We start from the raw sequence: 26,451 nt of genomic DNA on the forward strand, positions 1-26,451 counted from the left end.
CCCAAGTTATCTGCGCAGCCAGTAGCTACGGCACGACCTTGGGTTCCCGCCTGCGCGGGAACGACGGTTTACAGGCTTGTGGCCAAGATCCCAGCCAGCGCAATTTATTCCGGCTTCGCTTCCTCAGCGTCATCCTCATCCGGTGTCTCGTTTTCTTCACCGCCAGGCGTGGTCTTGGCTTCCAGCTTGCGCCTGGCCTTCTCGTCCGCCTTTTTCTTTTTTTCTAATTCCCTCTGCCGCTTTTCGTACTGGAAATTAGTTTTAGCCATGGATCACCTCTTGGGTTATAAAAGAAAGGGGGTAGTAAGACAGCATTATGACGCAGTTATGCCATCGGCATTTGAATTAACCACGTGGATGATGCTCCGCATGCAGGCGCTTCATGCGCTCGCGCGCAACATGCGTGTAAATTTGTGTAGTCGAAATATCGGCGTGCCCCAGCAACAGTTGCACGACGCGCAAGTCGGCGCCGTGGTTCAGCAAATGCGTGGCAAACGCGTGCCGTAAAGTATGCGGCGACAGGGGCGCCGTGATCCCCGCGCTGCCCGCATGCTTTTTGATCAGGATCCAGAACATCTGGCGCGTCATCGGTCCCCCGCGCGCGGTCACGAACAAGGCATCGTCCATCTGGCCATTGAGGATGATCCCACGCGCGTCTTTCAGGTAGCGTTCAATCCACTGGCGCGCTACCTGCCCGAACGGCACCAGGCGCGTCTTGCTGCCCTTGCCGGTGATGCGCAGCACGCCATCGTTCAGGCTCAGCTCCATGACCTTGAGCGTCACCAGCTCGGACACGCGCAAGCCGCTCGCATACATCAGTTCGAGCATGGTGCGCTCGCGCAGGCCCAGCGGCGTGCTCACGTCGGGAGCGGCCAGCAAGGCTTCCACCTGGGCCTCGGTCAAGGTGTGCACGAACCGCTGCGGCTGCTTGGCCGAGGCCATCTGCAGGCAGGGATCGGCCGTCACTTCCTTGTTGCGCAGCGCCAGCTGGTAAAAGCGCTTGAGCACCGACAGGCGCCGGTTGGCCGTGCTGGGCTTGGACTCGGCATGGCGGTCGGAAAAATACGCTTCCAGGTCGCTCGGGCCCACCGCGTGCAGGCTGGCCAGCGCCGGACTCTTCACCTGCAGCCAGCGCGCGAACAGACGCAGGTCGCGCCGGTAAGCGTCGATCGAGTTCTTCGCCAGCCCCTGCTCCAGCCACAGCTGGTCGCAAAAGGCGTCGATCAGTTGAAGATTGACTGCTGTTGCCATGGTCCCTTGCCAGCCCCTTCATGCGCAAGCAGCCAGCGCTTGACGCTCAGGTGGAAACCATTTTCATCGTCATGGTTCGAAAAACCGCCCAGCCCGCCGGCGGCGGTGACCCGGTGGCAGGGAATGATGATCGGGAACCAGTTGGCGCCGCACGCCTGCCCCACCGCGCGCGGCGCCGAGCCGATATGTTTCGCCACCTGTCCGTAGGTGCGCACGGTGCCGCGCGGGATCGCGACGATCGCTTCCCACACCTTGCGCTGGAAGACGCTGCCCGCTTCCAGCAGCGGCAAGTCGAAGTGGAAATCGGGGTCGAGCAGGTACTGGCCGACCTGCCGCGCGGCCAGTTCGGCGACGGGATCGAGCGGATTTTTTTCACCAAAATGGGGCGGTAGATAAACCAGTTCGCGCACGCGCCCGGCCTCGGTGCGGATGCCGATGCCGCCGAACGGCGCTGCCACGATGGCCGAGAAGATGTCCGCTGCAGGATTGTTCATGTACGCAGTGTAGCGCAGCGACGGCGCCAAACCAATCCGGCGCGCTTTCCGGCAGACGAAAAAAAACGCACCTTGCGGTGCGTTCCAAATTTTATTCACGTTCCCGGCCGTTTGGTCATGCCAACAGCATTCTGTAAAACGCGTGTCTCCTCGATATTTCTCCGGTATGGACTACCGTTTCTTCTATCTTCCCACTCCCCCAAACCTGCAATCCGTTCGCCCCATCCGCACCAGTATGGTGCTGAATCGGTGCTCATCATAACTTATTTAATTTCAGAAAATGTGGCTTTTTTTTCACGGTGGGGGAAAATATATTTCACTTGTAAATTAAGTTAGGCAGCCACAGCGAGATCTGTGGTATGTACGTCACGATCATCAGGAAGCCCAGCATCGTCAGCAGCCACGGCATCACCGCCACCGTCAATTCCGAGATGCCCATCTTGGTAATGCCCGAGGCCACATACAGGTTCAGGCCGACCGGCGGATGGCACATGCCCACTTCCATGTTGACCACGATCAGGATGCCGAAGTGGACTGGGTCGATGCCCAGTTTCATCGCCACCGGGAACAGGATGGGCGCCATGATCAGCACGATCGAGGACGGTTCCATCACGTTGCCCGCCAACAGCAGCAGCACGTTGACCACCAGCAGGAAGGTCACCACCCCAAGACCTTGGCCGGTGATCCAGTTGGCCATCGCTTGCGGAATGCCTTCGCTGGTCATCAGGAAAGAAAACAGCATCGCGTTGGTGATGATGTACAGCAGCATGGCCGACATCGACGCCGAATCGAGCAGCACCTTGGCGACCTGCTTGATCTTCAAGTCCTTGTACACGAACACGGCGATGAAGAAAGCGTACACCGCCGCCATCGCGGCCGCTTCGGTCGGAGTGAACTTGCCCGAATAAATCCCGCCCATGACGATGACGATCAGCAGCAAGCCCCAGGCGCTCTTGCGGAAAGCCACCCAGCGCTCGCCCCAGCTTGCCTTCGGCATGCGCGGATAGTCGTGCTTGCGCGCCAGGAACCAGGTGGTCAGGCCCAGCAGGCTGGCCAGCATGATGCCCGGCACCACGCCGGCCATGAACAGCTGGCCGACCGAGGTATTGGTGGTCACCGAATACATCACCATCACGATCGAGGGTGGAATCAGGATCCCGAGCGCGCCCGAGGTGGTGATCACGCCGGCGCCGAAACCCTTCGGATAGCCTTGGCGCACCATGGCCGGCAGGATGATCGAACCGATCGCCACCACCGTGGCCGGGCTGGAACCGGACACCGCCGCGAACAGCGCGCAAGCGAGCACCCCGGCCAGGGCCAGCCCGCCGTGCCAGTGGCCGACCATCGAGGTGGCGAAGTTGATCATGCGCCGCGCCACCCCGCCGTGGGTGAGGAAATTGCCCGCCAAAATGAAGAACGGAATCGCCATGATCTCGAACTTCTCGATGCCGGTAAACAGTTTCAGCGCAACCGACTGGATCGGCACGTCGGTCATGGTGAACAGGAAGGTCAGCACCGTCAGGCCGAGCGAAATCGAGATCGGCATGCCGGTCAGCATCAGCACCATCAGCAGGACGAAGATGATGAGGGCGTTCATGCGGCACCGCCTTTCGCGGCGGCGATCTCGTCTTCGAGGCCTTCGACATGCGCATGGTCGTGCTTGGGCAATTGCCCGGTGCGGATGAAGTGCACGGCCACCTGCAGGAAGCGGAAGCACATCAGGTAGGAGCCGAGCGGCACCGCCAGGTAGACCAGCCACATCGGCACTTCGAGATCGGCCGAGGTCTGGTCGGTGTGCGCCATATGCCACACGAAATTGGCGCCCAGGGTGCCGACGATGGCGGTAAACGTGGCGCCGGCCAGCAGGCCGAACACGATGAACATATTGCGCCAGCGCTCGTCCAGGCGGTTGATCAGCACGTCGACGCCGACGTGGATGCCGGTGCGCACGCCATACGCCGCGCCGAATTTCGCCATCCAGACGAACATATAGATGCACAGTTCCTGGGCCCAGCTCGTGTTAATTTGAATCAGCCAATCCTGCAGGCCGGGAATCGGCAGGCCGGACAGATAGCGGTGGACCACCGCGACGAACACAACGAGCGTGGCTGCGCCCATCAGGCTCGCAATGATCCACTCTTCCAGATGGTCGAGAAATTTCATGTCGAATCCTTCAGCAAGGAAAGGGGAAATGGGCGGCGCCCGCCGCCCGGGCGCGGCGCCGCCGCTGGCGTCTTACTTCGCTGCCGCGGCCGTCTTGTTGATCGACCCGATCAACTCCGCGCCGATGCGGCTTTCCATCTGCTTTTGCACCGGCAGCAATACCTTGCGCCATTCGGCCTGCTCGGCGGCGGTCAAGGTGTAGATGGCGGTCTTGCCGGTTTTCCTGATCGCTTCGAGCGCCAGGTCGTTATCGCGCTGGGCGATGGCTTTCTCGAACGTGGTGGCCTCGGCCATCGCCTTTTCCAGGCTGGTGCGTATATCGGCCGGCAAGCCATCCCAGAACTTCTTGTTGACGATAACGGCATAGCCCAGGTAGCCGTGGTTGGACAGGGTCACGTGCTTCTGCACTTCGTGCATCTTTTGCGTGAACATGTTCGACGGCGGATTCTCGGTGCCGTCAACCACGCCGGTCTGGAGCGCCTGGTAGACCTCGGAGAACGCCAGCACTTGCGGATTGGCGCCGAGCGCGCGCATTTGCGCGTCGAGCACCTTGGATGACTGGATGCGCAGCTTCTGGCCGCGGAAATCGGCCGGTGCGTGCAGCGGCTTGTTGGCCGACATCACCTTGAAGCCGTTATCCCAGTAGGCGAGGCCGGTAATGCCCTTCGGTTCGAGTTTTTTCAGCAAACCCTTGCCGATCGGACCTTCGGTCACGCTGTACAACGCCATCTTGCTCGGGAAAATATACGGCAGGTCGAAGGCTTCGAATTCCTTCACACCAAGCGGGCCGAATTTGGCCAAGGAGGGAGCCAGCATCTGCACCGCGCCCAGCTGCAAGGCTTCCAGCTCTTCCTTGTCCTTGTACAGCTGGCTGTTCGGGTAGACTTCGACTTTCACCCGGCCATTGGTGGCTTTTTCGGCCAGCGCCTTGAAACGTTCGGCAGCCTGCCCCTTGGGGGTGTCGGTGGCGACGACATGGCTGAACTTGATGACGATCGGGGCTTGCGCCCATGCATTGATACTGACGGCCGCGGCGAGCGCGACGACGAGCGATTTGATGTGCATACTTGTCTCCATATTAACGAAAACCAACGTTTCTTTACTGCAAGGCAGTCTGCCGACCACCATTCTGCACTGCAACTGTGGATAACCACAATAGCCAAGACCTACTTTTACGGACACTTTGTGCCATGAATTCCACTTCCAAGCCAGTGCGTCCTCCTTTCGTGCTCGGCGGCCCCTGGCGCTGGCTGCTGCCAGTGCTGCTGGTGCTGCTGTTTCTGGCGGTGCTGTTCTGGCTGCCGTGGCAGGCGCGCCAGATGGAAACCACCGAACGCCAGGAACAATTGATCGCCGACACCCTGTGGGTCGAACAAACCATCCGCTTCGAGCTGACCCGCAACGAGGAAGCGCTGGCCGCGCTCGGCGCCGAGCTGGCGGCGGGCAAGCTGGGCGGCGCGGCCTTGCAGGCGCGCCTGGCCACCATGCTCAAGCTCGGCCACGAACTGGAGCAGGTGCGCTGGTTCGACGCCGATGCGCGCCTGCTCGCGTCGAGCGCGGAGCCCGGCGCCCAGGTACTGCGCGCGCCGGCGCGCGACGCCGCCGAGATGGCACGCGCCAGCCGCCTGGGGCGCTACGCCGAACCGTATGCCGGCGCCTTGCCGGCCCAGCGCCTGCTCGACTACCACCTGCCGCTGTTTCGCGACGGGCGCTACCTGGGCAGCCTGGTGGCCACGGTCGACCTCCGGATCCTGCTCGACGAAACCGTGCCCTGGTGGTTCGCCCAGGACAACGCGATCTCCCTGCTCGACCGCGACGACGCCCTGCTGGCCAAGCGCGCCGCCGCCGGTCCCGGGCGCGGGGTGTACACCCACAAGCGCGCCCTCGACCTGGCGGGCGCGTCGGTCATGCTGGCCACCGACAGCGTCAAGAGCGAACCGCGCCTGCTGCCCAACCTGCTGGTCGGCTCGGTGGTGCTGCTGGCGCTCGGGCTGGTGGCCAGCCTGACGGCGCTGTGGCGCCACATCGCGCGCCGGCTGGCGGCCGAAGGCGCGCTGCGCCAGCAGATGGCGTTTCGCACGGCCATGGAAAATTCCCTGGTCACCGGCCTGCGCGCGCGCGACCTGGAAGGGCGGGTCACCTACGTCAACCCGGCCTTTTGCCAGATGGTCGGCCTGCCGCCCGGGGAATTGCTGGGCAAGACCCCGCCCATGCCCTACTGGGCGCCGGAAGCGATGGCGGTCTACCAGCAGCGCTTCGCCGCCGTGCTGGCGGGCCAGGCAACCCAGCAGTTCGAAACCATTTTCCAGCGCAAGGATGGCGTGCGCGTGCCGGTCCTCATTTTCGAGGCCCCGCTGGTCGACAGCGACGGGCGCCACACCGGCTGGATGAGTTCGATTCTCGACATTTCGGATTTGAAGCGGGTCGAGGAACTCAACCGCCAGCAGCAGGAAAAGCTGCAGGCCAGCGCGCGCCTGGCCACCATGGGCGAGATTTCATCGATGCTGGCGCACGAGCTGAACCAGCCGCTGGCGGCGATTGCCAGCTACACCACCGGCGCCCTGAACGTGCTGGGACGGGCCCGGGAGCGCGGCCAGGCGGTCGACGCCGGCCTGCTGCAGCCGGCGCTGGAACAGGCCAGCCTGCAAGCCCAGCGCGCCGGACAGATCATCCGCAGCGTGCACGAGTTCGTCAAAAAGCGCGAACCGCAGCGCCAGCAGATCGGCATCCAGGCCCTGGTCGAGGGCATTTACGCCCTGATCGAACTGCAGGCGCTCAAGTTTTACGTGGTGCTGGAAACCCATATCGCGCCCGACCTGCCGTGCGTGAGCGCCGACCGCATGATGCTCGAACAAGTCTTGCTGAACCTGACGCGCAACGGCATCGAAGCGATGCAAGACATCGCCCCCGACCGGCGCCTGCTGCGCATCAGCGCCACCCACGAGCAGGGCCAGGTCTGCGTGGCGGTGACCGACCAGGGCCACGGCATCGCGCCCGAGGTGGCCGAGCGCCTGTTTTCGCGGTTTTTCTCGACCAAGCCCGAAGGCATGGGGATGGGTTTGTCGGTCTGCCGCAGCGCCGTCGAATTTCACGGCGGCAGCCTGAAACACGCCGCGAATCCGGACGGCGGCACCATCTTCAGCTTCAGCTTGCCGGCGCAAGCGGCGCCGCTGGAGTAGACTACGCGAAAAAACCGGAGACTCCCATGTTGCATATCGTCGATGACGAGGACGTCCTGCGCGACTCCCTCGTCTGGCTGGCGCGCTCCCGCGGGATTGACGCCTGCGGGCACGCCAGCGCCCGCCTTTTCCTGGAACAGGCCGCGGCCCGCTTCGATGCGCAGGGCGACTGCCTGCTGCTCGACGTGCGCATGCCCGACCTGAACGGCGTGGCCGTGTTCGACCAGCTGGTCGCGCGCGGCCTCATCGCGCGCCTGCCCGTGATCTTCCTGACCGGCCACGGCGACGTGCCGATGGCGGTCGACAGCCTGAAACGCGGCGCCTTCGATTTTTTCGAAAAGCCCTTCGACGGCAACCGCCTGATGGACCGGGTCGAGGAAGCGCTGGCGATGTCGCGCCAGGCGGGCGCTAGCGCGCTGGTGCAGGCGCGCCTGGCCAGCCTGTCGGCGCGCGAACGCGAAGTGCTGGACCTGATCCTGGCTGGCAAGATGAACAAGGTCGTCGCCGACCAGCTCGGCATCAGCATGCGCACGGTGGAGGTGCACCGCGCCCACATCTTCGACAAAATGCAGGTGAAAACGGCGGTGGAACTGGCCGGCCTGCTCAAATAGCTGGCGCGACAGGGCCGCCATCGCGTCCGGAGACGACATCGACTGTCGCTTATAGGTCGGACCGCTGGCCAGAAAGAAATTGAACAACATTCGCAAAATGACATTGAACGCAACGGTGCGTACCCGGGTCAAACACTGGTAGCATAATTTCGCTTCCTAATTCAATCTGGGTACCATCCGATGAGCGAAAAGACGATAGCCGACAAGATGTACCTGAAGACTGCCAAGTCGCTGGCGGTCTTTAACGGCGCGGTGCATCCGGCCATGATGGAACAATTGCCGAAGAGCTTGATCAACGACGACGAAGGACCTGCGGACGTGGTGCTGGTGTTCGCGTTGAACCAGGCTGAGCTTGAAAAATGGTTTCCGGCCGCGCTGGAGCGGCTGGGGGAAAAGGGGTCGCTGTGGGTTGCCTACCTCAAGCCGAGCGCGCCGAAAGCCACCGACATCACGCGCGATAGCATTTTCGCCTGGGCCAAGGAACGAGGGGTGACGGGCGTGGCGATGGTGTCGATGGATAGCGACTGGTCGGCGGTGAGGTTGAAGCGCTTGTAGGGCTTATAGGTGAACCGTCGTTCCCGCGCAGGCGGGAACCCAAGTCGGTGCTGTCGCCGTTAGCTGAGCAAGGAACTGGGGTTCCCGCCTCTCCAGGAACTGGCCTCTGGACTTGCCTCGTTCCAAGGAATAGGAGGAGTTTCTTCGAAACCGGAGGCTGCGCGGGAGTCGTTTCTGGCAGTGCCAGGAACGACGGGGTGGGGTAAGGTGCACCGTAAACCTCAGGCATGCCGCCGCAAGGCCCACACAACATGCTCACGCACCATCGGCGAGGCATGGTCCGCGCGCGCCTGCAAGGCCGCTACGATGCGCGCATCGCCGCGGCTGCCCTCGGCCGCATTGCCCAGCCCCACCGCCAAGTTGCGCAGCCAGCGCTCGTGGCCAATGCGCCGGATCGGGCTGCCCTCCAGGCGCCGCCCGAACTCCTCTTCGCTCCAGCCGAACAAGCTCACCATGTCCGCACTGCCGAGTTCATTGCGTTCATCGAAATCGGGCACCACGGCGCGCTGCGCGAACTTATTCCACGGGCACGCGGTCTGACAATCATCGCAGCCGTACACCCGGTTGCCGATCAGCGGACGCAGCTCTTCCGGGATGCTGTTTTTCAATTCAATGGTCAGGTAGGAAATGCAGCGCCGCGCATCGAGCCGCCCGGGCGCCAGGATCGCCTGGGTCGGGCAGGCCGTGATGCACGCGCTGCACTGGCCACAGTGGGCGCTGGCCGGCGCATCGACCGGCAGCGCCACATCGACCAGGATTTCGCCAATGAAAAACATCGACCCGGCATCGCGATTGAGGATCAAGGTGTGCTTGCCGCGCCAGCCGATGCCGGCCTTTTCAGCCAGCGGCAATTCCATGACCGGCGCCGAGTCGGTAAATACCCGGAAGCCCAGCTGCCCGGTTTCGTGCTCGATGCGCTCGGCCAGCTGCTGCAGGCGGCTGCGCAACACCTTATGGTAGTCGCGCCCGCGCGCATAGATTGAAATGACGGCCGCGCCCGGGTCGCGCAGGCGCGCCGCTTCGCGCTCGCGCCAGTCGTCCGGCGTGGCTGCGGGCAGGTAATCCATGCGCGCACTGATGACCCGCACCGTGCCCGGCACCAGTTCGGCGGGGCGGGCGCGCTTCATGCCGTGGCTGGCCATGTAATCCATCTCGCCATGGCGGCCCGCATCGAGCCAGGCCTGCAAGCCCGCTTCCGCATGCGACAGGTCGGCGTCGCTGATGCGCACGTCGGCAAAGCCCAGTTGCGCGCCCCAGCGCTTGATGGACTGCGCCAATGCGGACAAATCGGGTTCGGCGTGGGAAGAAAGCATGGTAGGCGGGAGTACAATCGGGGAACTGACAATTCACAGACCACATTCTATTCCATGCAGCACTTCAAAGCCCACCTCCACGACGAAGCCGGCACCGCCGCACTGGGCGCCGCACTGGCGCGCGCCCTGCTGCCGGGCCTGGCCATCCACCTGCACGGCGACCTCGGCGCCGGCAAGACCGCCCTCACCCGCGCCCTGCTGCACGCGGCCGGCCACGCGGGCACCGTCAAGAGCCCGACCTACACCTTGTCCGAGCCCTACAGCATCGAACTCGACGGACGCAAGGTGAATGTCATCCATTTCGACCTGTACCGCATGGGCAGCGCCGAAGAATTCCTGGACGCCGGTTTTCGCGAAGAATTCAATGGAGACAACATCTGCATCGTCGAATGGCCGGAAAAAGCCGATCCGGTGCTGCCGCCGCCCGACCTGAGTGTATTCCTTCACGTTGCCGGGCTCGGCCGTGATGTAGAATTGCAGGCGTTGTCTGACCTGGGTTTGCTATGCCTCAACCGCCTCACATTCGCACCAAACCTTTGATTCCGGGACCAGTAAGCCGGCGCACCATCCTCAAAGCTGGCGGCACCCTGCTGCTTTCCGTGTTTCCCGTCCTCCCCGCCGCCGCCGCGCAAATTCTCGCGGTGCGCGTCTGGCCGGCCGCCGACTACACCCGCGTCACGCTCGAAAACGACAGCGACCTCAAAGTCACCCACTTCACCGTGCCCGACCCGCAGCGCCTGGTGGTCGACATCGAAGGACTGGAACTCAATCCCACCCTGAAAAGCCTGGTGGCCAAGATCCAGTCGGGCGACCCGTACATCAAGCAGGTGCGGGTGGGCCAGAACCGGCCCAACGTGGTGCGCCTGGTGTTCGACCTGAAAGAAGAAATCAAGCCGCAGGTATTTACCCTGGCGCCGGTGGGCAGCTACAAGCACCGCCTGATTTTCGACCTGTATCCGGTCAGGGCGGTCGACCCGATCGCGGCGATGATCGAAAAAGGCGAGTGGTCGCGCGCCGACGCACCGCCCGGCAGCCCGGAAATGCCCGCGCCCGCACCCGCGCCCAATCCGCCGCTTGCGGCAACGCCGCCGGTTACCGCGCCAGCTACCGTGCCGCCCGCGCCAGCCGTCACGCCGCCCGTGGTGGCGCCGCCGGTACCGCACATCGTGCCGCCGGCCGGTCCGGTGCTGGCCCAGCCAACCGTGCCGGCGCCCGCCGTCCCCGTGCCGAAAACCGAACTGCCCGACCCGGCCCCGGTGCGTCCCGACCCGCCGAGGGTGGCCGCGCAAAAGCACGACAAGGGCGGCAAGGTGGTGCGCATGATGACCATCGCGCTCGACCCCGGCCACGGCGGCGAAGACCCGGGCGCGATCGGCGCATCCGGCACGCGCGAAAAAGACATCGTGCTGGCGATCGCCAAACGGCTCAAGTTCAAGCTCGAAGAGCAGCCCAACATGCGCGTCATGCTCACCCGCGACGGCGACTACTTCGTGCCGCTCGGCGTGCGCGTCGAAAAAGCGCGCAAGGTGCAGGCCGACCTGTTCGTGTCGATCCACGCCGACGCCTTCCTGCTGCCGACCGCGCGCGGCTCGTCGGTGTTCGTGCTGTCCGAAAAGGGCGCCACCTCGACCGCCGCGCGCTGGCTGGCCAACAAGGAAAACCTGGCCGACGCCATCGGCGGCGTGAACATGCAGAGCCATGACAAGCAGATCGCCAGCGTGCTGCTGGACCTGTCGACGACGGCCCAGATCAACGACTCCATGAAGCTGGGCAAAGCGGTGCTGGGCGAAATCAGCGGCATCGCGCGCCTGCACAAAGGCTCGGTCGAACAAGCCGGCTTCGCGGTGCTCAAAGCGCCCGACATTCCCTCGATCCTGATCGAGACGGCCTTCATTTCGAACCCCGAGGAAGAAGCCAAGCTGCGCGACAACGGCTACCAGGACCAGATCGCGGCCGCCATCACCAAGGGCATCAAGCGCTATTTCGCGGCCAATCCGCCGCTGGCCAAGGGCCGCCAGACATGAGCGACACAATGAGCACAATCGAGATGGTCGACTACGGCCAACTGCCGGCCGTACGCATGCGCAGCGCCGACGGCGCCCAGGCCATCGTCACCTTGTACGGCGCGCACCTGGTGTCGTGGCAGGGTGCCGATGGCGCCGAGCGCCTGTTCTGCAGCGCCGCGTCAAAACTCGACGGCAGCCGTGCGATTCGCGGCGGCGTGCCGGTGATCTTCCCCCAGTTCGCCGAACGCGGTAGCGGCATGCGCCACGGCTTTGCGCGCGTGGCCACCTGGCGCCTGCAAGACAGCGGCACGCACGATGGCGCCGCCTTCGCCGTCTTCGCGCTGGAACATGGCGACCTCGCGCCGGCGCTGGCGCAAGCCTGGCCGCACGGCTTCGCGCTGACCTTGCGGGTGGAAGTGCGTGGCGCCGCGCTGGCGCTGGCGTTCGAGGTGCGCAATACGGGCCTTGATGCGTTTGCGTTTTCGGCCGCCCTGCACACCTATTTTTCGGTCGGCCAGCTGGCGCGGGTACGCATCGGCGGCGTGCAGGAAGGGTGGCTACACATCGAGGACAAGTTCGACCATATCTTCCGCGCCATCGACGGTCCCATGACTTTGGCCGACGGCGGCACCACCTTGCACCTTGAGCAAAGCGGCTTTGGCGACGCGGTGGTGTGGAACCCGGGCGCGCTCGATTCGGCCGCGCTGAGCGACATGGAGGACGCCGAATACCAGCGCTTCGTGTGCATCGAACCGGCCCTGATCGCGCCGCTGACCTTGGCCCCGGGCGCGGCCTGGCGCGGTGCGCACCGGGTCGGCATCGAGGTGCAATAAGCCTTAGTTCGACTCCTTGATCATGCGCCCAGCGCTCGATTGAATCGGCCGGGCGTTGAGCGGATACATGCGCGAAAACAGCGCCATCTGGGCCGGCGACGCCTGCATCGGCTGCTTCATCACCAGCCACAGCACGCCCTCGTTGCAGGGTGGCGTGGTGAGCGAGCCCATGAAAGTGAAGTAATCGCGGCGCTGCGGCAGCATCTCGGCCACGTCGAGCACCACGTTCGGATTGACGACATCGAGCTTTTCCAGCGGCAGATTGTTCCACACCGTCTGGATCATATTGTTCCCCTTGCCGCGTTCGAGCAGCACCGCCAGCACCGCGAGCTTGCCTTCCGGGTCCTTGTGCACCATGTGCACCACCATCTCGAAACCCTTGCCGTTGACCCTCTCCTCGGACGGGCGATGGAAGTGGAACTGCATCAGTTCATAGGAACGGTTCTGCACCGTGAGAAAATTGCCGCCGCCGACAGTCACCTGCACGGTATGGCCGTTATCGACCACGCTGAAGCCCGACGGCTTGTAATCGAAGGTGATCTGTTCCAGGTCGACCTTCATGCCATCGCGCAGGTCGATCGGCGACTGGCGCGTGCCGGTATCGCACTTGGACCAGGCCGAATTGATCTTGCCCCAGTTGGCCGGGCCGGTTTCGCCCTCGTACGACCAATGATCGCTATGGAAGGGACGCACCGGCGCCGGCTGGGTGATCGCGGCGACGGCTTCACGGCGCGTCACGGCCACCTTCCTGGCCTTGGCGGCAGCGGCGAGACGGGCCGCCTGATTGGCGCGCATGAGCGCCAGGCGGGCGGCGATCTTGGCCGACAGTTCGGCTTCGGCATCGGCCTCGCTCAGCGCTTGCGCCGCGGCGGCCTTGGCCGAGGGCTTGGCGGAGGCCGGCGCCGGCTCCTTGGCCGCTTCGGCGGCCGCGGGTTTGGACGCCCCATGGGAAGCGGCCGCGTGGGCGGCGGCGGGAGGCGGATCGTTGGCGCTTGCCGTCGAGATGGCCAGACTGCAAGCAAAAAGGGCGATCAGGTTGCGCATGATGTTCCAGAAAGTATGAAATACAGTCTGGTTATCGGCGGGTGCGCCCGGAAACTTGAGTCCGCAAAGCAACACCGGCGCGAAAATAGTGCGCCGGTGGGAGATGGCGATGGCCGTCGATTAACGGCTGAGCATCTTGCGGCTGACCTTCCACAAGCCGCCCAGGGCCAGCGGCACGATCGCCACGCTCACGCCGAGCAGGACGATGAGGGTCAGGTTGTCGCGCACGATAGGCAAGTTACCGAAGAAAAAGCCCGCCGTCACCAGGGTGACGACCCACAAGGCCGCGCCGGTGAAGTTATACATCTGAAAACGCGCATGCGTCATATCCGATACCCCGGCCACGAACGGCGCGAAGGTGCGCACCACCGGCACGAAGCGCGCCAGGATGATGGTCTTGCCGCCGTGCTTCTCGAAGAAATCGTGGGTGCGGCGCATGGCATCCTTGTTGATCCAGCTGTAATTATGGGTGAACACGCGCTGCCCGATGGCTTCGCCGATCCAGTAATTGAGGGTATTGCCGGTGACGGCGGCGGTGATCAGCAAGGTGATCAGGACCCAGTAATCGAGCTGGCCGCTGACGCAGGCCGCGCCCGCGATGAACAAGAGGGTATCGCCGGGAAAAAAGAACAACACTACCAGGCCGGTTTCGCAAAACACGATGGCAAACAGGACGGCGTAAACGTAGATACCATACTGGGCGAGCAACACGCCCAGCGTCTTATCGACATGCAGAATCATGTCGAAGAAATGCATCAGATCCATAAATATCCTAAAAGGTAGCGCCGCATCATACCATCACTCGGTGCCGGAATTTGTATCCGCCGCCGCGAGGCCGGCAAGAAATCGGGGCGCCACGGAAGTTACCTGACTGACCATCTTGCGGTTTACAATTGTCGTGAGCGGCGCAGCGGACGCCATGCCAGCAACCGACCTGGAGACAATAGATGGATGTACTACATGGATTAAACAAGGCTGGCCTGCTCGCGGCCATCGCGGCGGGCAGCCTGGTACTGCCGGCGCACGGTGCGCGGCCGGCCAGGGAACTGGCGACCAAGCCGACGGTGGCCGACGTGGTCAAGGCATCGAAGCCGTCGGACTGGCGCGCGCTCGATCCCGAGAACACCCTGTATATGGAGATTCCCGGCGGGCGCGTGATCATCGAACTGGCGCCCGTGTTCGCGCCCAGGCATGTGGCCAACATCAAAACCCTGGCGCGCGAAAACTACTTCGACGGCCTGGCCATCATCCGCTCGCAAGACAACTGGGTGGTGCAATGGGGCGACCCGGACGAAAAAAATCCGCGCCCGATGAAGAATGCCAAAGCCACCCTGCCCGCCGAATTCACGGTACCGATGAAAAACGACGTCCACTTCACGCGCCTGCCCGATGACGACGGCTACGCGCCGCGGGTGGGGCACTCGAACGGCTTTCCCTCGGCGCGCGACCCCAGATCGGGCCAGGCCTGGCTGACCCACTGCTACGGCATGGTCGGGGTGGGGCGCGACAACGGCGCCGACAGCGGCGGCGGCTCCTCGCTGTACGTGGTGATCGGGCACGCCCCGCGTCACCTGGACCGCAACATCACGGTGGTGGGGCGGGTCATTTCCGGCATGCCGCTGCTATCGACCCTGCCGCGCGGCGCCGCCCCGATGGGGTTTTACGACAAGCCCGAGCAGCACGTCCCGATCGCCGCGTTCAAGGTAGCGGCCGACGTGCCCGAAGCCGAGCGCAGCAAATTCGAAGTGATGCGCACCGACAGCGCCGCCTACAAAGCGGCGGTCGAAGCCCAGCGCAACCGCGGCGGCCCCTGGACCAAGGTCGCCGCCGGCCACATCGACCTCTGCAACGCCCCCATTCCCGTGCGCGAACAGCAATAGTTTCCCAACCGGGGTCAGACCTCTGATTCGAAATTTTTTAATTTCCCAACCGGGGTCTGACCTCTGAATCGAAACTTTTTTGTTGCCTAACCGGGGTCAGACCCCGGTTAGGCAACAATCTGTCGCATTTGCGCCCTACTTTGCCGGCTCATTGCGCCACCATCGCGGAAATTCGGTTCTTTCACAGTTTGCGACCCCGGGTTTTATAATGTTGCAAGTCAGAGGTCAGACCCCGGTTGTAGGAATTTGATTCAGGTTATGGGAACTCGGGAAGGCGCTGCGGCAATCGCGGGAGCAGGGGATATAATTCGCGCATGAACGCTCCTATTTCCGCGCACCGCCCGATCCAGGCCCTCCCCGACCAGCTGATTTCGCAAATTGCCGCCGGCGAGGTGGTCGAGCGGCCGTCCGCCGTGGTCAAGGAATTGCTCGAAAACGCGCTCGACGCCGGTGCTACCCAGATCACGGTACGCCTGGAAGAAGGCGGCGTGAAACGCATCGCGATCACCGATAACGGCCGCGGCATCGCGCCCGACCAGCTGCCGCTCGCCCTGGCCCGCCACGCGACCTCCAAGATCGCCTCCCTGACCGACCTGGAAAACGTGGCCACTCTCGGCTTTCGCGGCGAGGCGCTCGCGTCCATCGCGGCCGTGGCCGCCGTCTCGGTCACCTCGCGCACCGCCGATGCGCCGCACGCCTGGGAAATCGTCGGCTCGCATCACGGCACCGTCGCCCCGGCCTCCGGCGCCCACGGCACCACCATCGATGTCCAGGACCTGTACTTCAATACGCCGGCACGGCGCAAGTTCCTCAAATCGGAACAGACCGAATACGGCCATTGCGCTGAAGTGGTGCGCCGCATCGCCCTGGCGCGCCCGGACGTGGCGTTTTCGCTGTCGCACAACGGCCGCACCATCGATCACTGGAACGTGAGCGAGATGGCGCGCCGCAGCGCCCATATCCTCGGCAGCGATTTCGCCGAAGCGCGCCTGGCCATCGACGAATCGGCCGGCCCCCTGCGCGTGCACGGCTACGCCGGCCTGCCCACCGCATCCAAGGCGCGCGCCGATGGCCAGTTCTTCTACGTGAACGGGCGCTACGTGCGCGACAAGCTGCTGGTGCACGCGGTGCGCGCAGCCTACCAGGACGTGCTGCACGGCGACCGCTTCCCGTCCTACGTGCTGGCGCTGGACCTCGACCCGTCGCTGGTCGACGTCAACGTGCATCCGTCCAAGATCGAAGTGCGCTTTCGCGACAGCCGCGCGGTGCACCAGTTCGTGTTCCACGCGGTCCAGCGCGCGCTGGCCAAGACCTCGGCCACGGACCACGGCAGCGTGCCGCCGCCGCAGATGGCCGCTGAAGTGGGCGGCGCGTCGACATGGCGCCGCGAGCATGAGCAGACCAGCTTCGGCGCCCAGCTCTCGGCCACCTATTCGCCTTCGCCCTACCCGCCCGGCAGCCGCTACGACGGCCCCGGCGTGGCGCAGACAATGGACAGCTACGGCGCCCTTTTTTCCGGCGCTTCCGGCGGCGCCAATGCGGCCAGCGCGCCCGTCACGCCCTACACGGCGCCGGCGCAGAGCATGTCGAACGATGAATACCCGCTCGGCTTCGCGCTGGCCCAGCTGCACGGTATCTATATCCTGGCCCAGAATACCAAGGGCCTGGTGCTGGTCGACATGCACGCCGCGCACGAACGCATCCTGTACGAACAGCTGAAAAACGCACTCGACGCGCGGGTCGGCGGCCAGGAGATGCAGGTCCAGGCGCTCCTGATCCCGGTGACTTTCTTCGCCGACCCGGTGGAAGTGGGCACCGCCCAGGAAAACCGCGAGACCTTGCAGGCGCTCGGCTTCGACATTGCGGCACTCTCGCCCACCACCCTGGCGGTGCGCTCGGTGCCGGCCCTGCTCAAGAACGCCGATGCGCAGACGCTGGCGCGCGACGTGCTGCGCGATGTGCGCGAATTCGGCGGCTCGCGCGTGCTGATCGAGCGCCGCAACGAGCTGCTCGGCACCCTGGCCTGCCACACGGCGGTGCGCGCCAACCGCATCCTGAACCAGCCCGAAATGAACGCCCTGCTGCGCCAGATGGAAAGCACCGAACGCGCCGACCAGTGCAACCACGGGCGTCCGACCTGGGTGCAGCTCGACATCTCCTCGCTCGACAAGCTGTTCCTGCGCGGCCAATGACGATGCGCCAGACCGACTCCATCGCCCCGCTGGCGCAGTACGCGCACGCACCGATCCTCCTGCTGATCATCGGCTTCCTGATGCTGCAGCCGCTGTCCACCGATTTGTACCTGGCGTCGCTCCCAAGCCTGGCTACCGGCTTCGGCGCGCCGGCCGCCACCGTGCAACTGACCTTGTCGATGTTCGTGATCGGCTTCGGCGGGGCACAGCTGGTCATCGGCCCGCTGTCGGACCGCTTCGGACGCCGCCCGGTGCTGCTATGGGGCTTGTCGCTGTATGTGGTGGCCAGCCTGCTGTGCGCGGCCGCGCCCAATATCGGCCTGCTGATCGGGGCGCGCTTCCTGCAGGCGCTGGGCTGCTGCTCGGGCGTGATCGTGGCGCGCGCGATCGTGCGCGACGCCTATGCGCCGGCCGACAGCGTGCGCGTCATCGCGCGCGCCAGTTCCTGGCTCTCGCTGGCGCCCCTCAGCGGCCCCATTCTCGGCTCGTATCTTCAGGTGGCCTTCGGCTGGCGCGCTGCGTTCGTGGCGCTGTCGATCCTGTCGGCGCTGCTGCTGGCGGCGGTCGCGCTGCGCCTGCCCGAGACCAATGTGCATAAAAATCCCAGGGCGACCGAGTTCCGTGGCCTCGTGGCGAATTACCGGCTGGTGCTCGGTGCGCGCGAATTCTGGGCGCATGCCCTGCCCGGCGCGCTGTCGTTCGGATCGATCTTCGCCTTCATTTCCGGTTCCTCGCTGGTGCTGATCCGCGTGCTGGGGGTGCCGACCGCGTGGTTCGGCTACTGCTTCGCGCTTGGCGTGTCCGGCTACCTGACCGGCACCATCGTGTGCCGCCGCCTGCTGCCGCTGTTCGGCGCGGCCGTCACCTTGCGCATCGGCAGCACCCTGTCCCTGGCCGCCGGCGCGGTGTTCCTGGCCGCCGTCGGCGCGGGCCTGGCGCATTGGAGCGTGGTGGTGCTGGCCATGTTCATGACGATGGGCGCGCACGGGATTAATTTTCCGGTGTCGCAATCCGGTTCGGTCTCGCCCTTCCCGCAGCAGGCCGGCACCGCCGCCGGTTTGATGGGCGCTTTATATATGTGCGTGGCGTTCGGCGTCGGCACCGTCGTCGGCGCGAGCTTCGACGGCACGCTGTATCCGCTGGCGCTGGTGTCGTGCGGGCTCGGTCTGGCCGTGTTTGCGTCGGTGCGGATGACCGCCGCGCCAGTTGCGAGGGCCGCGTCATGAAACCATTCGCTGTTGCCATCATGGGCCCGACCGCGTCGGGCAAGACCGCCGCCGCGCTGGCGATCGCGCGCGCGATTCCCGCCGAGATCATCTCGGTCGATTCGGCGCTGGTGTACCGGGAGATGGATATCGGCACCGCCAAGCCGACCCCGGAGGAACTGGCCAGCGCGCCGCACCACCTGATCGACATCATCGATCCGACCGAATCGTATTCGGTGGCCCAGTTCCGCGACGATACCTTGCGCCTGGTGGCGGACATCAGCGCGCGCGGCAAACTGGCGCTGCTGGTCGGCGGGACCATGATGTACTTCAAGGGCTTGGCCGACGGCCTGGACGACTTGCCGGTGGCCGATCCGGCCCTGCGCGTGCAGCTCGACGCCGAAGCGGCCATCATCGGCTGGCCGGGCATGCACGACAAGCTGCGCGCGCTCGATCCGGCCACGGCCGACCGGCTCGCGCCCAACGACGCCCAGCGTATCAACCGGGCGCTGGAAATCATCGCGCTGTCGGGCAAGCCGATGTCGGAGCTGCTGGCCAAGCGCGAAAAAACCGAACTGCCCTTCGATCTGCTGTCGTTCGGCCTGGAGCCGTCGGACCGCAAGGTGCTTCACGCACGCATCGCCGCCCGCTTCGACCAGATGCTGGGCGCGCGCGACGATACGGGCATCGTGGCCGAAGTGGCCGGCCTGCGCGCACGCGGCGACCTGCATCCGGGCTTGCCGTCGATGCGCTGCGTGGGTTACCGCCAGGCGTGGGATTATCTCGATGGCAAGATCGATCGCGCGTCCCTGCGCGAAACCGGCATCATCGCCACCCGCCAGTTGGCCAAGCGCCAGCTGACCTGGCTGCGCTCGATGCCGGAGCGGGTGGTGATTGATTGCCTGAGTGACAACCCCGCCGGACAGATGCTGGACTTGATCGTAGCCCGGCAGCAAAAATAATCACATGGCCTTGACACGCAAAAAGCAGATCTCTATAATCTTGGTCTGTCGGGTGATATAGCTCAGTTGGTTAGAGCACAGCATTCATAATGCTGGGGTCGGTGGTTCAAGTCCACCTATCACCACCACGAACACGGCAAATATCGATTTGCCTTAAAACCCCCGAGACTTCAACCGCTCGGGGGTTTTTTTACGTTAATTCGCGCGACGGCATGCTGGCTCCCTAGGAAAAATTCATGGGGCCGCCCCCGCTGTCGATGATGGCGCTCAGGCGCGCCAGGGCGGCGGCATCGCCCACGAACACGTACAGCACCGGGTCGGTGCCGTCGATCGGCATGCACAGCGCTTCGGTACGGTTATGGTCCAGCACATTGAGCGCGGCGGTTTGCAGGTCGCGCATCAGCTTCTTGTTGCGCGCTTCAAAAAAATCGTTCATGGACAACTCCTTCGCAGGTGATCTCACCTCCTTGGACGTCGCCGGGCACCATCTGGTTCAGTGCGATGCTCACTTTTACCCATCAGCGCGCTCACATCGAGGGCGTGGGCCAGCGCGCGGTAGCCGGCGTCGCCCGGATGCAAATGGTCGCCCGAGTCGTATTCGGCCCGCATGCGCGAAGGCCGCGCAGGATCGCGCAGCACGGCATCGGCATCGAACACCGCATCGAATTGCCCGCCGCTGACGATCCAGCGGTTCACATTCTGGCGCACTACTTCCTTGGCCGGGCTGTAATGGCCTTCAAACGGCGTGCCGGCCAACGCGCCCTCGAACGGGATGAGCGTGGCGCCAACGATGCGCACATTGTGGGCGCGGGCGCGCGCGATCAGCTGGCGCAAGGCGTCCACCACCCGCTCCGCGCTCATGGCCGGATCGTGCGGCGCGAACGGACTGCCGGGCCAGCCGATGTCGTTAATACCCATCATGACGATCACGCTGGCCACGCCGGGCTGCGCCAGCACATCCTGGTCGAAGCGCGCCAGCGCATTGGCGCCCATGCGGTCCCCCAGCAGGCGCGCGCCGGAGATGCCGGCGTTGACGACGCCCACGCCGGCCGGCGCCAGGCGCTGCGCCAGCACATCGGTCCAGCGCCGGTCCTGGTCGGGCGAGGAGCCATTGCCGTCGGTGATCGAGTCGCCCAGCACCACCACGCTGCGTGCACCGGCAGGGGCCTCGACCAGCACCGCGTTGAGGAACGCGCGTCCCGCGAAACGCGCCGCCGCCGGCAGGTTGTCCGCCGCCGTGGCATTGCCCTGCACCAGATACGGCGTTTGCTGCGCGCCCCAGTGGAACGTCGATACCGGCGTGGGCGTCGGGTAGTACGTTGTAATGGCCAGCCGCGCCAGCGCAGCGGCAGGCAGGTCGACCGGATCGCTGACCAGCACCGCACCGGGCGCCGCGCTGGTATGGACACTGCCCGCAAAAGTCACCGCGCGGCTGCTGCCCGCTACCACGGCGGCGCCGTCACCGGCCAGGCCGACCCGCATCTCGCCCACTTGCAGCGGCGTCGCGCCATGACGGTTCGACAGCACGATGCGCAGGCGCCGCCCGCCCACGCTCAGCCGCACGACGTCGCGCACCGACTGCTGCTCGAATGATGCCGGCATCCCGACCGGCAGGATGAAGCTGTCGTCCCAGCGTGCCTGGGGACTGGCGCCCCAACTGGCGACCCAGCGCGGGCCACTGGCGGCCGCAGCCTGCACCCACAACAGCAACAGCACTGGCAATATGCACCGTATCGACATGGTATTTCCCCTTTGAGTGAAGTAGGCGCTCAAGGTAGGTCATTCCGTATCGCGCTGGTAGAGGGGTAAATCGACTATCATCCATTCCAATATGGAACGAGGAACGACGATGGATACCCTGCGTTTGATGCACCTGTTCACCCGCGCCGTCGACCTGGGCAGCCTGTCGGCGGTCGCACGCGAAGCCGGCTCCACGCAGCCGACGGTCAGCAAGGCGATCAATGCGCTGGAGGCGCATTTGGGCGTGCGCCTGCTCGAACGCAGCACCACCGGCCTGCTGGCGACGGCCGAGGGCTTGCGCTTTCACGAACGCGCGCGGCGCCTGCTCGACGAGTATGAGGACGCGCTGGCGGACGTGCGTGGTCACGCGCGGCAAGCGGAAGGCCTGCTGCGCGTGAACGCCCCGGTGGCGCTGGGCCAGTTTCATCTGAACGCGCTGGCGCGGGAATTCCTGGCGCTGCATCCGGATATCGAGATCGAGCTCATTCTCAACGACCGCTTCGTCGACCTGGTCGGCGATAGTGTGGACGTGGCCGTGCGCCTGGGCGGGCCGCTGCCGCCCGATGCCGTCGCACGCACGATTGCGGCATCGCCGCGCGCGCTGGTGGCGGCGCCCTCCTATCTGGCGCAGCACGCACGCATCGAACGGCCGGACGATCTGGGGCGCTACGAATTCATTCGCTTTGCGTGGCTGCCCGCGGGCGACGAGATTGAACTGCACCGCGGGGCGGAGTCGATGACGGTCACCACGCGCGGGCGCTATCGGGTCAATAACGCGCTGGCGATCCGCGACAGCCTGCTGGCCGGCGCCGGGGTCGGCCTGTGCCCGCACTGGCTGGTGCACGACCTGGTGCAGGCGGGCCAGTTGGTGCGGGTGCTACCGGCGTGGAGCGGCACGCCGCAGCAAGTGGCACTGGTGTATCCGTCGCGGCGCTACCAGCCGGCACGCGCACGCCTGTTCATGGATTTTCTGGCACAGCGGATCGGCGCGCTGCCAGGATTGACAGCGGCGATCGACCGCTAGCGCCTAGGCGGAGGGACCGACATCGGCGTCCTCGCTCAGGGTGAAGTCGCCATGCTCGCGCGCGGCCAGCAGGTCCTGCGCCTGTTGCAGGTACTCTTCGGGCGCCAGCACGCGCACGCCGCCCATTGCCGGCAGCAGGAACTGGTTGGCCTGCGCCAGGTTGGCGTCGGCCACGACGGCGGGAATGCCGGCCGCAACCAGGAAGCTGCGCGCCAGATGCGCATCGGTGGGCGTGAAGAAGGTCGCGACGATGAACAGGTCGCGCCCCTGGATCGCTTCTGTTTCGGCCGTGCCATCGGCCGTTCCGTCCCCGGGGAAGGACTCAGGGCCGTTCAGGGTATCTTGCATAGTGCCTCCGCATGGGGTTCGATTATGACGATCTTACTCCTGATCGCCCCGGGCGCGGGTTAGCACGGCCACACACGCGCGATACTGCCTTAAATAATGCCCTGCGCGGCCAGGCCGGCGACCTTGGCGTCATCCCAGCCCCAGTCGCTGAGTACCGCCGCGCTGTGCTGGCCGGGGTACGCCGGCGCGCTGCTCAGCTCCGGCACCGTGCGCGAAAAACGCGGGGCTGGCGCGGGCTGCATCACGCCGTCGACCTCCACGAAGGTGGCGCGGGCGGCGTTGTGCGCATGCAGGGGCGCTTCGTCCAAGTCGAGTACGGGCGCGAAGCAAGAGTCGGTTCCCTCCATCAGCGCGCACCAGTCGGCGCGCGTGCGCCGCGCAAACAGCGCCGCCAGTTTGTCGCTCAGGGACGGCCAGCTGGCCGGGTCCATCTGGGCGTCGAAGGCCAGGTCGTCGGTGCCGGCGAGCTTGAGCAGCAGGGCGTAGAACTGCGGTTCGATCGCGCCCACCGACACGAACTTGCCGTCGGCGCAGGCGTAGGTGTCGTAGAAATGGGCGCCGCCGTCGAGCAGGTTGGCCTCGCGCCGGTCGTTCCAGCCGCCCTGCGCGCGCAAGCCGTACATCATGGCGCCGAGGAGCGCGGCGCCGTCGGTCATGGCGGCGTCGATCACCTGGCCCTTGCCCGAAGCACGCGCCTCCAGCACGGCGCAGACCACGCCGAAGGCGAGCATCATCCCTCCCCCGCCGAAGTCGCCCACCAGGTTCAGGGGCGGGGCCGGCGGCGCATCGGCACGCCCCATCGCGTGCAGCATGCCGCTCAATGCGATGTAGTTGATGTCGTGGCCCGCCGCCTGCGCCAGCGGGCCGGTCTGGCCCCAGCCGGTAACGCGCCCGTACACCAGCGCGGCGTTGCGCGCCAGGCAGGCGTCCGGGCCGAGCCCGAGCCGTTCCATCACGCCGGGACGGAAGCCTTCGAGCACCACGTCGGCTTTGGCGATGAGCTCAAACGCGACCGCTTGCGCGGCCGGCTGCTTGAGGTCCAGCGCCAGCGAACGCCGTCCGCGCGCCAGCACGTCGTACTTGGTGCCCAGCATGGGGAACGGGGTGGCCGCGCCGGGCGCGCTCTTGCGCTCGATGCGGATCACTTGCGCGCCCATGTCGGCCAACATCATGGCCGCGAACGGACAAGGTCCGAGGCCTGCCATTTCGATCACTTTGATTCCTGCCAGCGGTCCTGCCATGGTGGTGCGCTCCTAAAGTGAACGGGCGATGATTTCCTTCATGATCTCATTGGCGCCGCCGTAGATGCGCTGCACCCGTGCGTCCACGTACATCTGGGCGATCGGGTATTCGAGCATGTAGCCGTAGCCGCCAAAGAGCTGCACGCACTGGTCGATCACCTTGCATTGCAGATCCGAGATCCAGTATTTGGCCATCGAGGCGGTCACGGTATCCATCCGTCCGGCGATGGTCTCGGCGATGCAGCGGTCGATGAAGATGCGCGCAATCGTCGCCTCCGTCTTGATTTCGGCCAGCACGAAGCGCGTGTTCTGCATGTCGATCAAGGCCTGGCCGAAGGCGCGCCGCTCGCGCGTGTGGTCGATTGTCAGGCGCAGCGCGCGCTCGATCGCGGCCACGCCGGCCACGCCGAGGATGGTGCGTTCGTAGGGCAGCTCCGTCATCAGCTGGGCGAAGCCCTGGCCTTCCACGCCGCCCAGCACATTGTCGAGCGCCACATGGGCATCATCAAAAAACAGTTCGCAGGTGTCCTGGCCCTTTTGCCCGACCTTCTCCAGGATGCGGCCCACGCGAAAGCCCGGGTTGTCCTTCGTTTCCATCAGCAGCAGCGAGACACCCCTGGCGCCCGCGTCGGCATCGGTCTTGACGACCACCACGACCAGGTCGGCCAGGTAGCCGTTCGAGATGAAGGTCTTGGAGCCGTTGACCTTGTAGCCGTCGGCCGTCCTGACGGCGCTGGTGCGGATGCCTTTCAGATCGGAGCCGGCGCCCGGCTCGGACATGGCGATCGCCGCCACCATCTCGCCGCTGGCCAGCTTGGGCAGGTATTTGAGCTTTTGCGCTTGCGTGCCCTGGTTGAGCAGGTAATGGGCGACGATGGCATGCACGTGGATGCCGAAGGCCATGTCGCCGCAATAGCCCAGTTCCTCGAACACGATCGCCTGGTGCGCGAAGCTGCCGCCGGAACCGCCGTACTGCTCGGGAATGTCGGCGCACAGGATACCCATGGCGCCGCCCTTGTGCCACAGGTCGCGGTCGACGTGCTGCTGCTCGCGCCAGCGCTGCTGGTGCGGCGCCACTTCGCCGGCCACGAAGCGGCGCACGGCGTCGCGAAAGCCTTCCAGTTCTTCTGTCATCCAGGGCGAGGTGCCGCACATGTTCATTTCCATCATGCGGCCCGGTACATGGTGACCACGCAGGCGCCGCCCAGGCCAAGGTTGTGCTGGAGGGCGACGCGGGCGCCGTCGACCTGGCGCGCGCCGGCGCTGCCGCGCAGCTGGTGGGTCAGCTCATAGCACTGGGCCAGGCCGGTGGCGCCCACCGGGTGCCCTTTCGAGAGCAGGCCTCCGGATGGATTGGTGACGACCTTGCCGCCGTAGGTATTGTCGCCGTCGTTGATGAATTTGTCGGCGCCGCCTTCGGGGCACAGGCCCAGCGCTTCGTAGGTGATCAGTTCATTGTGGGCGAAGCAGTCGTGCAGTTCGACGACATCGAGCTCGCCCGGGCCAATGCCGGCCTGCGCGTACACCTTGTCGGCGGCGGCGCGGCTCATGTCGTAGCCGACCAGGCGCATCATGTCGCCCGACTCGAACGTGCTGGGGCGGTCGGTGGTCATCGCTTGCGCGGCGATATACACATTCGCCTTCAGGCCGCGCTTTTTCGCGAAATCTTCCGACACCAGCACCGCCGCCGCCGCGCCGCAGGTCGGCGGGCAGGCCATCAGGCGGGTCATCACACCCGGCCAGATCATGGGCGAATCCAGCACGTCCTGGGTGGTGACTTCCTTGCGGAACAGCGCCAGTGGATTATTGACGGCGTGGCGGCTGGCCTTGGCGCGGATCTTGGCAAAGGCGTCGAACGGGGTGCCATATTTTTTCATGTGGGCCAGGCCGGCACCGCCGAAGTAGCGCAGCGCCAGCGGCATGTCGGGCATGCCGACCAGTTCATCGGTCACACGGTCGAACGGCTCGAACGGGCTGGGACGGTCGGCGAACACGGAACCGAGCGCGCCCGGGCTCATTTGCTCGAAGCCGAGTACCAGCACGCATTCGGCGGCGCCGCTGGCGATGGCCTGGCGCGCCAGGAACAGGGCGGTCGATCCGGTCGAGCAGTTGTTATTCACGTTGACGATCGGGATGCCGCTCATGCCGACCTGGTACAGCGCCTTCTGGCCGCTGGTCGAGTCGCCATACACGTAGCCGGCGTAAGCCTGCTCGATGTCGTCGTAGGCCACGCCCGCGTCGTCGAGCGCCTGGCGCGCGGCCAGGGCGCCCATCTGGTCGTACGGCGCACTGGCGCCCGGCTTGGCGAAGGGGATCATGCCCACGCCAGTGACAAAAACGTTGCGGCTCATGCGCGTCTCCTGTGATGTTTTATAAACTAGGTCGCTCGACCTAGTGCGCCGATTATAGG

The 26,451-nt window shown here is 65.2% G+C and carries 26 protein-coding genes and 1 tRNA gene; 12 read left to right on the forward strand and 15 right to left on the reverse strand.

Annotated features, from left to right (window positions below; all coding sequences use genetic code 11):
- Window positions 1-104 precede the first annotated feature (104 nt).
- From IV454_RS02760 to IV454_RS02785, 6 genes are all read right to left on the reverse strand, one after another.
- Window positions 105-269: a hypothetical protein gene (locus IV454_RS02760; protein WP_167087072.1), complete on the reverse strand. Its 165-nt coding sequence runs from the start codon at window positions 267-269 to the stop codon at window positions 105-107.
- A 76-nt stretch (window positions 270-345) separates the two neighbouring features.
- Window positions 346-1,251 carry a site-specific tyrosine recombinase XerD gene (xerD, locus tag IV454_RS02765; RefSeq protein WP_206090150.1) on the reverse strand — a complete coding sequence of 302 codons (906 nt, stop codon included), beginning with the start codon at window positions 1,249-1,251 and terminating at the stop codon, window positions 346-348.
- Window positions 1,224-1,745: a methylated-DNA--[protein]-cysteine S-methyltransferase gene (locus tag IV454_RS02770; RefSeq protein WP_206090152.1), complete on the reverse strand. Its 522-nt coding sequence runs from the start codon at window positions 1,743-1,745 to the stop codon at window positions 1,224-1,226. Before IV454_RS02770 ends, xerD begins: the two co-directional genes overlap by 28 nt.
- A gap of 316 nt (window positions 1,746-2,061) precedes the next feature.
- On the reverse strand, window positions 2,062-3,342 hold the full coding sequence (locus tag IV454_RS02775; RefSeq protein WP_206090154.1) for a TRAP transporter large permease: 1,281 nt from the start codon (window positions 3,340-3,342) through the stop codon (window positions 2,062-2,064).
- The gene (locus tag IV454_RS02780; RefSeq protein ID WP_054268528.1) at window positions 3,339-3,908 is read right to left on the reverse strand and encodes a TRAP transporter small permease; all 570 of its coding nucleotides are present in this window, start codon (window positions 3,906-3,908) and stop codon (window positions 3,339-3,341) included. The genes IV454_RS02775 and IV454_RS02780 overlap by 4 nt, the downstream gene beginning before the upstream one ends.
- A gap of 72 nt (window positions 3,909-3,980) precedes the next feature.
- A complete protein-coding gene (locus IV454_RS02785) occupies window positions 3,981-4,973 on the reverse strand; it encodes a TRAP transporter substrate-binding protein (protein ID WP_206090156.1) in 993 nt (330 codons plus the stop codon).
- Window positions 4,974-5,098: 125 nt separating this feature from the next.
- Between IV454_RS02785 and IV454_RS02790 the strand changes: the two genes are divergently transcribed.
- From IV454_RS02790 to IV454_RS02800, 3 genes are all read left to right on the forward strand, one after another.
- Entirely contained in the window at window positions 5,099-7,087 is a 1,989-nt protein-coding gene (locus IV454_RS02790) for a sensor histidine kinase (protein WP_206090157.1), read from the forward strand.
- A gap of 26 nt (window positions 7,088-7,113) precedes the next feature.
- Window positions 7,114-7,698 carry a response regulator transcription factor gene (locus tag IV454_RS02795; RefSeq protein WP_206090159.1) on the forward strand — a complete coding sequence of 195 codons (585 nt, stop codon included), beginning with the start codon at window positions 7,114-7,116 and terminating at the stop codon, window positions 7,696-7,698.
- A gap of 180 nt (window positions 7,699-7,878) precedes the next feature.
- Window positions 7,879-8,253, forward strand: coding sequence for a DUF3052 family protein (locus tag IV454_RS02800; RefSeq protein ID WP_206090161.1), 375 nt, complete (start codon window positions 7,879-7,881; stop codon window positions 8,251-8,253).
- Between the two features lie 221 nt (window positions 8,254-8,474).
- On the opposite strand, the gene queG is transcribed toward IV454_RS02800, so the two are convergent.
- A complete protein-coding gene (queG, locus tag IV454_RS02805; protein WP_206090163.1) occupies window positions 8,475-9,566 on the reverse strand; it encodes a tRNA epoxyqueuosine(34) reductase QueG in 1,092 nt (363 codons plus the stop codon).
- Between the two features lie 54 nt (window positions 9,567-9,620).
- On the opposite strand from queG, the gene tsaE reads away from it, so the two are divergent.
- From tsaE to IV454_RS02820, 3 genes are read left to right on the forward strand one after another with little or no spacing between them, the layout of a single operon-like run.
- The gene (tsaE, locus tag IV454_RS02810; protein WP_206090165.1) at window positions 9,621-10,106 is read left to right on the forward strand and encodes a tRNA (adenosine(37)-N6)-threonylcarbamoyltransferase complex ATPase subunit type 1 TsaE; all 486 of its coding nucleotides are present in this window, start codon (window positions 9,621-9,623) and stop codon (window positions 10,104-10,106) included.
- Window positions 10,070-11,590, forward strand: a complete 1,521-nt coding sequence (locus IV454_RS02815; protein WP_206090167.1) for an N-acetylmuramoyl-L-alanine amidase — start codon at window positions 10,070-10,072, stop codon at window positions 11,588-11,590. Before tsaE ends, IV454_RS02815 begins: the two co-directional genes overlap by 37 nt.
- A gap of 8 nt (window positions 11,591-11,598) precedes the next feature.
- On the forward strand, window positions 11,599-12,405 hold the full coding sequence (locus IV454_RS02820) for a D-hexose-6-phosphate mutarotase (protein WP_206090169.1): 807 nt from the start codon (window positions 11,599-11,601) through the stop codon (window positions 12,403-12,405).
- A 3-nt stretch (window positions 12,406-12,408) separates the two neighbouring features.
- Here IV454_RS02820 and IV454_RS02825 read toward each other — a convergent pair whose 3' ends face one another.
- Both IV454_RS02825 and IV454_RS02830 read right to left on the reverse strand, forming a co-directional pair.
- Window positions 12,409-13,449 carry a carbonic anhydrase gene (locus IV454_RS02825; RefSeq protein WP_206090171.1) on the reverse strand — a complete coding sequence of 347 codons (1,041 nt, stop codon included), beginning with the start codon at window positions 13,447-13,449 and terminating at the stop codon, window positions 12,409-12,411.
- A gap of 120 nt (window positions 13,450-13,569) precedes the next feature.
- Entirely contained in the window at window positions 13,570-14,214 is a 645-nt protein-coding gene (locus IV454_RS02830) for a VTT domain-containing protein (protein WP_206090173.1), read from the reverse strand.
- 182 nt (window positions 14,215-14,396) lie between these two features.
- Here IV454_RS02830 and IV454_RS02835 point away from each other — a divergent pair, with 182 nt between their 5' ends.
- The 5 genes from IV454_RS02835 (at window position 14,397) to IV454_RS02855 (ending at window position 19,816) form a co-directional block, all read left to right on the forward strand.
- The gene (locus IV454_RS02835) at window positions 14,397-15,329 is read left to right on the forward strand and encodes a peptidylprolyl isomerase (RefSeq protein WP_054268517.1); all 933 of its coding nucleotides are present in this window, start codon (window positions 14,397-14,399) and stop codon (window positions 15,327-15,329) included.
- A 314-nt stretch (window positions 15,330-15,643) separates the two neighbouring features.
- Window positions 15,644-17,521: a DNA mismatch repair endonuclease MutL gene (gene mutL, locus IV454_RS02840; RefSeq protein WP_206090175.1), complete on the forward strand. Its 1,878-nt coding sequence runs from the start codon at window positions 15,644-15,646 to the stop codon at window positions 17,519-17,521.
- Window positions 17,518-18,747, forward strand: a complete 1,230-nt coding sequence (locus IV454_RS02845) for a multidrug effflux MFS transporter (RefSeq protein WP_206090177.1) — start codon at window positions 17,518-17,520, stop codon at window positions 18,745-18,747. Before mutL ends, IV454_RS02845 begins: the two co-directional genes overlap by 4 nt.
- Window positions 18,744-19,688 (forward strand): tRNA (adenosine(37)-N6)-dimethylallyltransferase MiaA, encoded by a 945-nt coding sequence (gene miaA, locus IV454_RS02850; protein ID WP_206090179.1) that lies wholly within the window; start codon window positions 18,744-18,746, stop codon window positions 19,686-19,688. Before IV454_RS02845 ends, miaA begins: the two co-directional genes overlap by 4 nt.
- A gap of 51 nt (window positions 19,689-19,739) precedes the next feature.
- Window positions 19,740-19,816: transfer RNA gene (locus tag IV454_RS02855), tRNA-Met, on the forward strand.
- A 95-nt stretch (window positions 19,817-19,911) separates the two neighbouring features.
- Here the strand turns inward: IV454_RS02855 and IV454_RS02860 are convergent.
- Together IV454_RS02860 and IV454_RS02865 are read right to left on the reverse strand one after the other, a co-directional pair.
- Window positions 19,912-20,124 carry a hypothetical protein gene (locus tag IV454_RS02860; RefSeq protein ID WP_054268513.1) on the reverse strand — a complete coding sequence of 71 codons (213 nt, stop codon included), beginning with the start codon at window positions 20,122-20,124 and terminating at the stop codon, window positions 19,912-19,914.
- Between the two features lie 23 nt (window positions 20,125-20,147).
- Window positions 20,148-21,428, reverse strand: a complete 1,281-nt coding sequence (locus IV454_RS02865) for an SGNH/GDSL hydrolase family protein (RefSeq protein WP_206090181.1) — start codon at window positions 21,426-21,428, stop codon at window positions 20,148-20,150.
- 109 nt (window positions 21,429-21,537) lie between these two features.
- Here IV454_RS02865 and IV454_RS02870 point away from each other — a divergent pair, with 109 nt between their 5' ends.
- On the forward strand, window positions 21,538-22,452 hold the full coding sequence (locus IV454_RS02870) for a LysR family transcriptional regulator (RefSeq protein WP_206090183.1): 915 nt from the start codon (window positions 21,538-21,540) through the stop codon (window positions 22,450-22,452).
- Between the two features lie 3 nt (window positions 22,453-22,455).
- Here the strand turns inward: IV454_RS02870 and IV454_RS02875 are convergent, their stop codons facing one another.
- The 4 genes from IV454_RS02875 to IV454_RS02890 form a co-directional block, all read right to left on the reverse strand.
- Window positions 22,456-22,800: a putative signal transducing protein gene (locus IV454_RS02875; RefSeq protein WP_206090185.1), complete on the reverse strand. Its 345-nt coding sequence runs from the start codon at window positions 22,798-22,800 to the stop codon at window positions 22,456-22,458.
- An 89-nt stretch (window positions 22,801-22,889) separates the two neighbouring features.
- The gene (locus IV454_RS02880) at window positions 22,890-24,041 is read right to left on the reverse strand and encodes a CaiB/BaiF CoA transferase family protein (protein WP_206090187.1); all 1,152 of its coding nucleotides are present in this window, start codon (window positions 24,039-24,041) and stop codon (window positions 22,890-22,892) included.
- Between the two features lie 12 nt (window positions 24,042-24,053).
- Window positions 24,054-25,208, reverse strand: a complete 1,155-nt coding sequence (locus IV454_RS02885) for an acyl-CoA dehydrogenase family protein (RefSeq protein WP_206092518.1) — start codon at window positions 25,206-25,208, stop codon at window positions 24,054-24,056.
- The gene (locus tag IV454_RS02890; RefSeq protein WP_206090189.1) at window positions 25,208-26,392 is read right to left on the reverse strand and encodes a lipid-transfer protein; all 1,185 of its coding nucleotides are present in this window, start codon (window positions 26,390-26,392) and stop codon (window positions 25,208-25,210) included. Before IV454_RS02890 ends, IV454_RS02885 begins: the two co-directional genes overlap by 1 nt.
- Window positions 26,393-26,451: the final 59 nt, after the last annotated feature.

Source organism: Massilia antarctica, from assembly GCF_015689335.1.
GTDB lineage: Bacteria > Pseudomonadota > Gammaproteobacteria > Burkholderiales > Burkholderiaceae_D > Telluria_A > Telluria_A antarctica.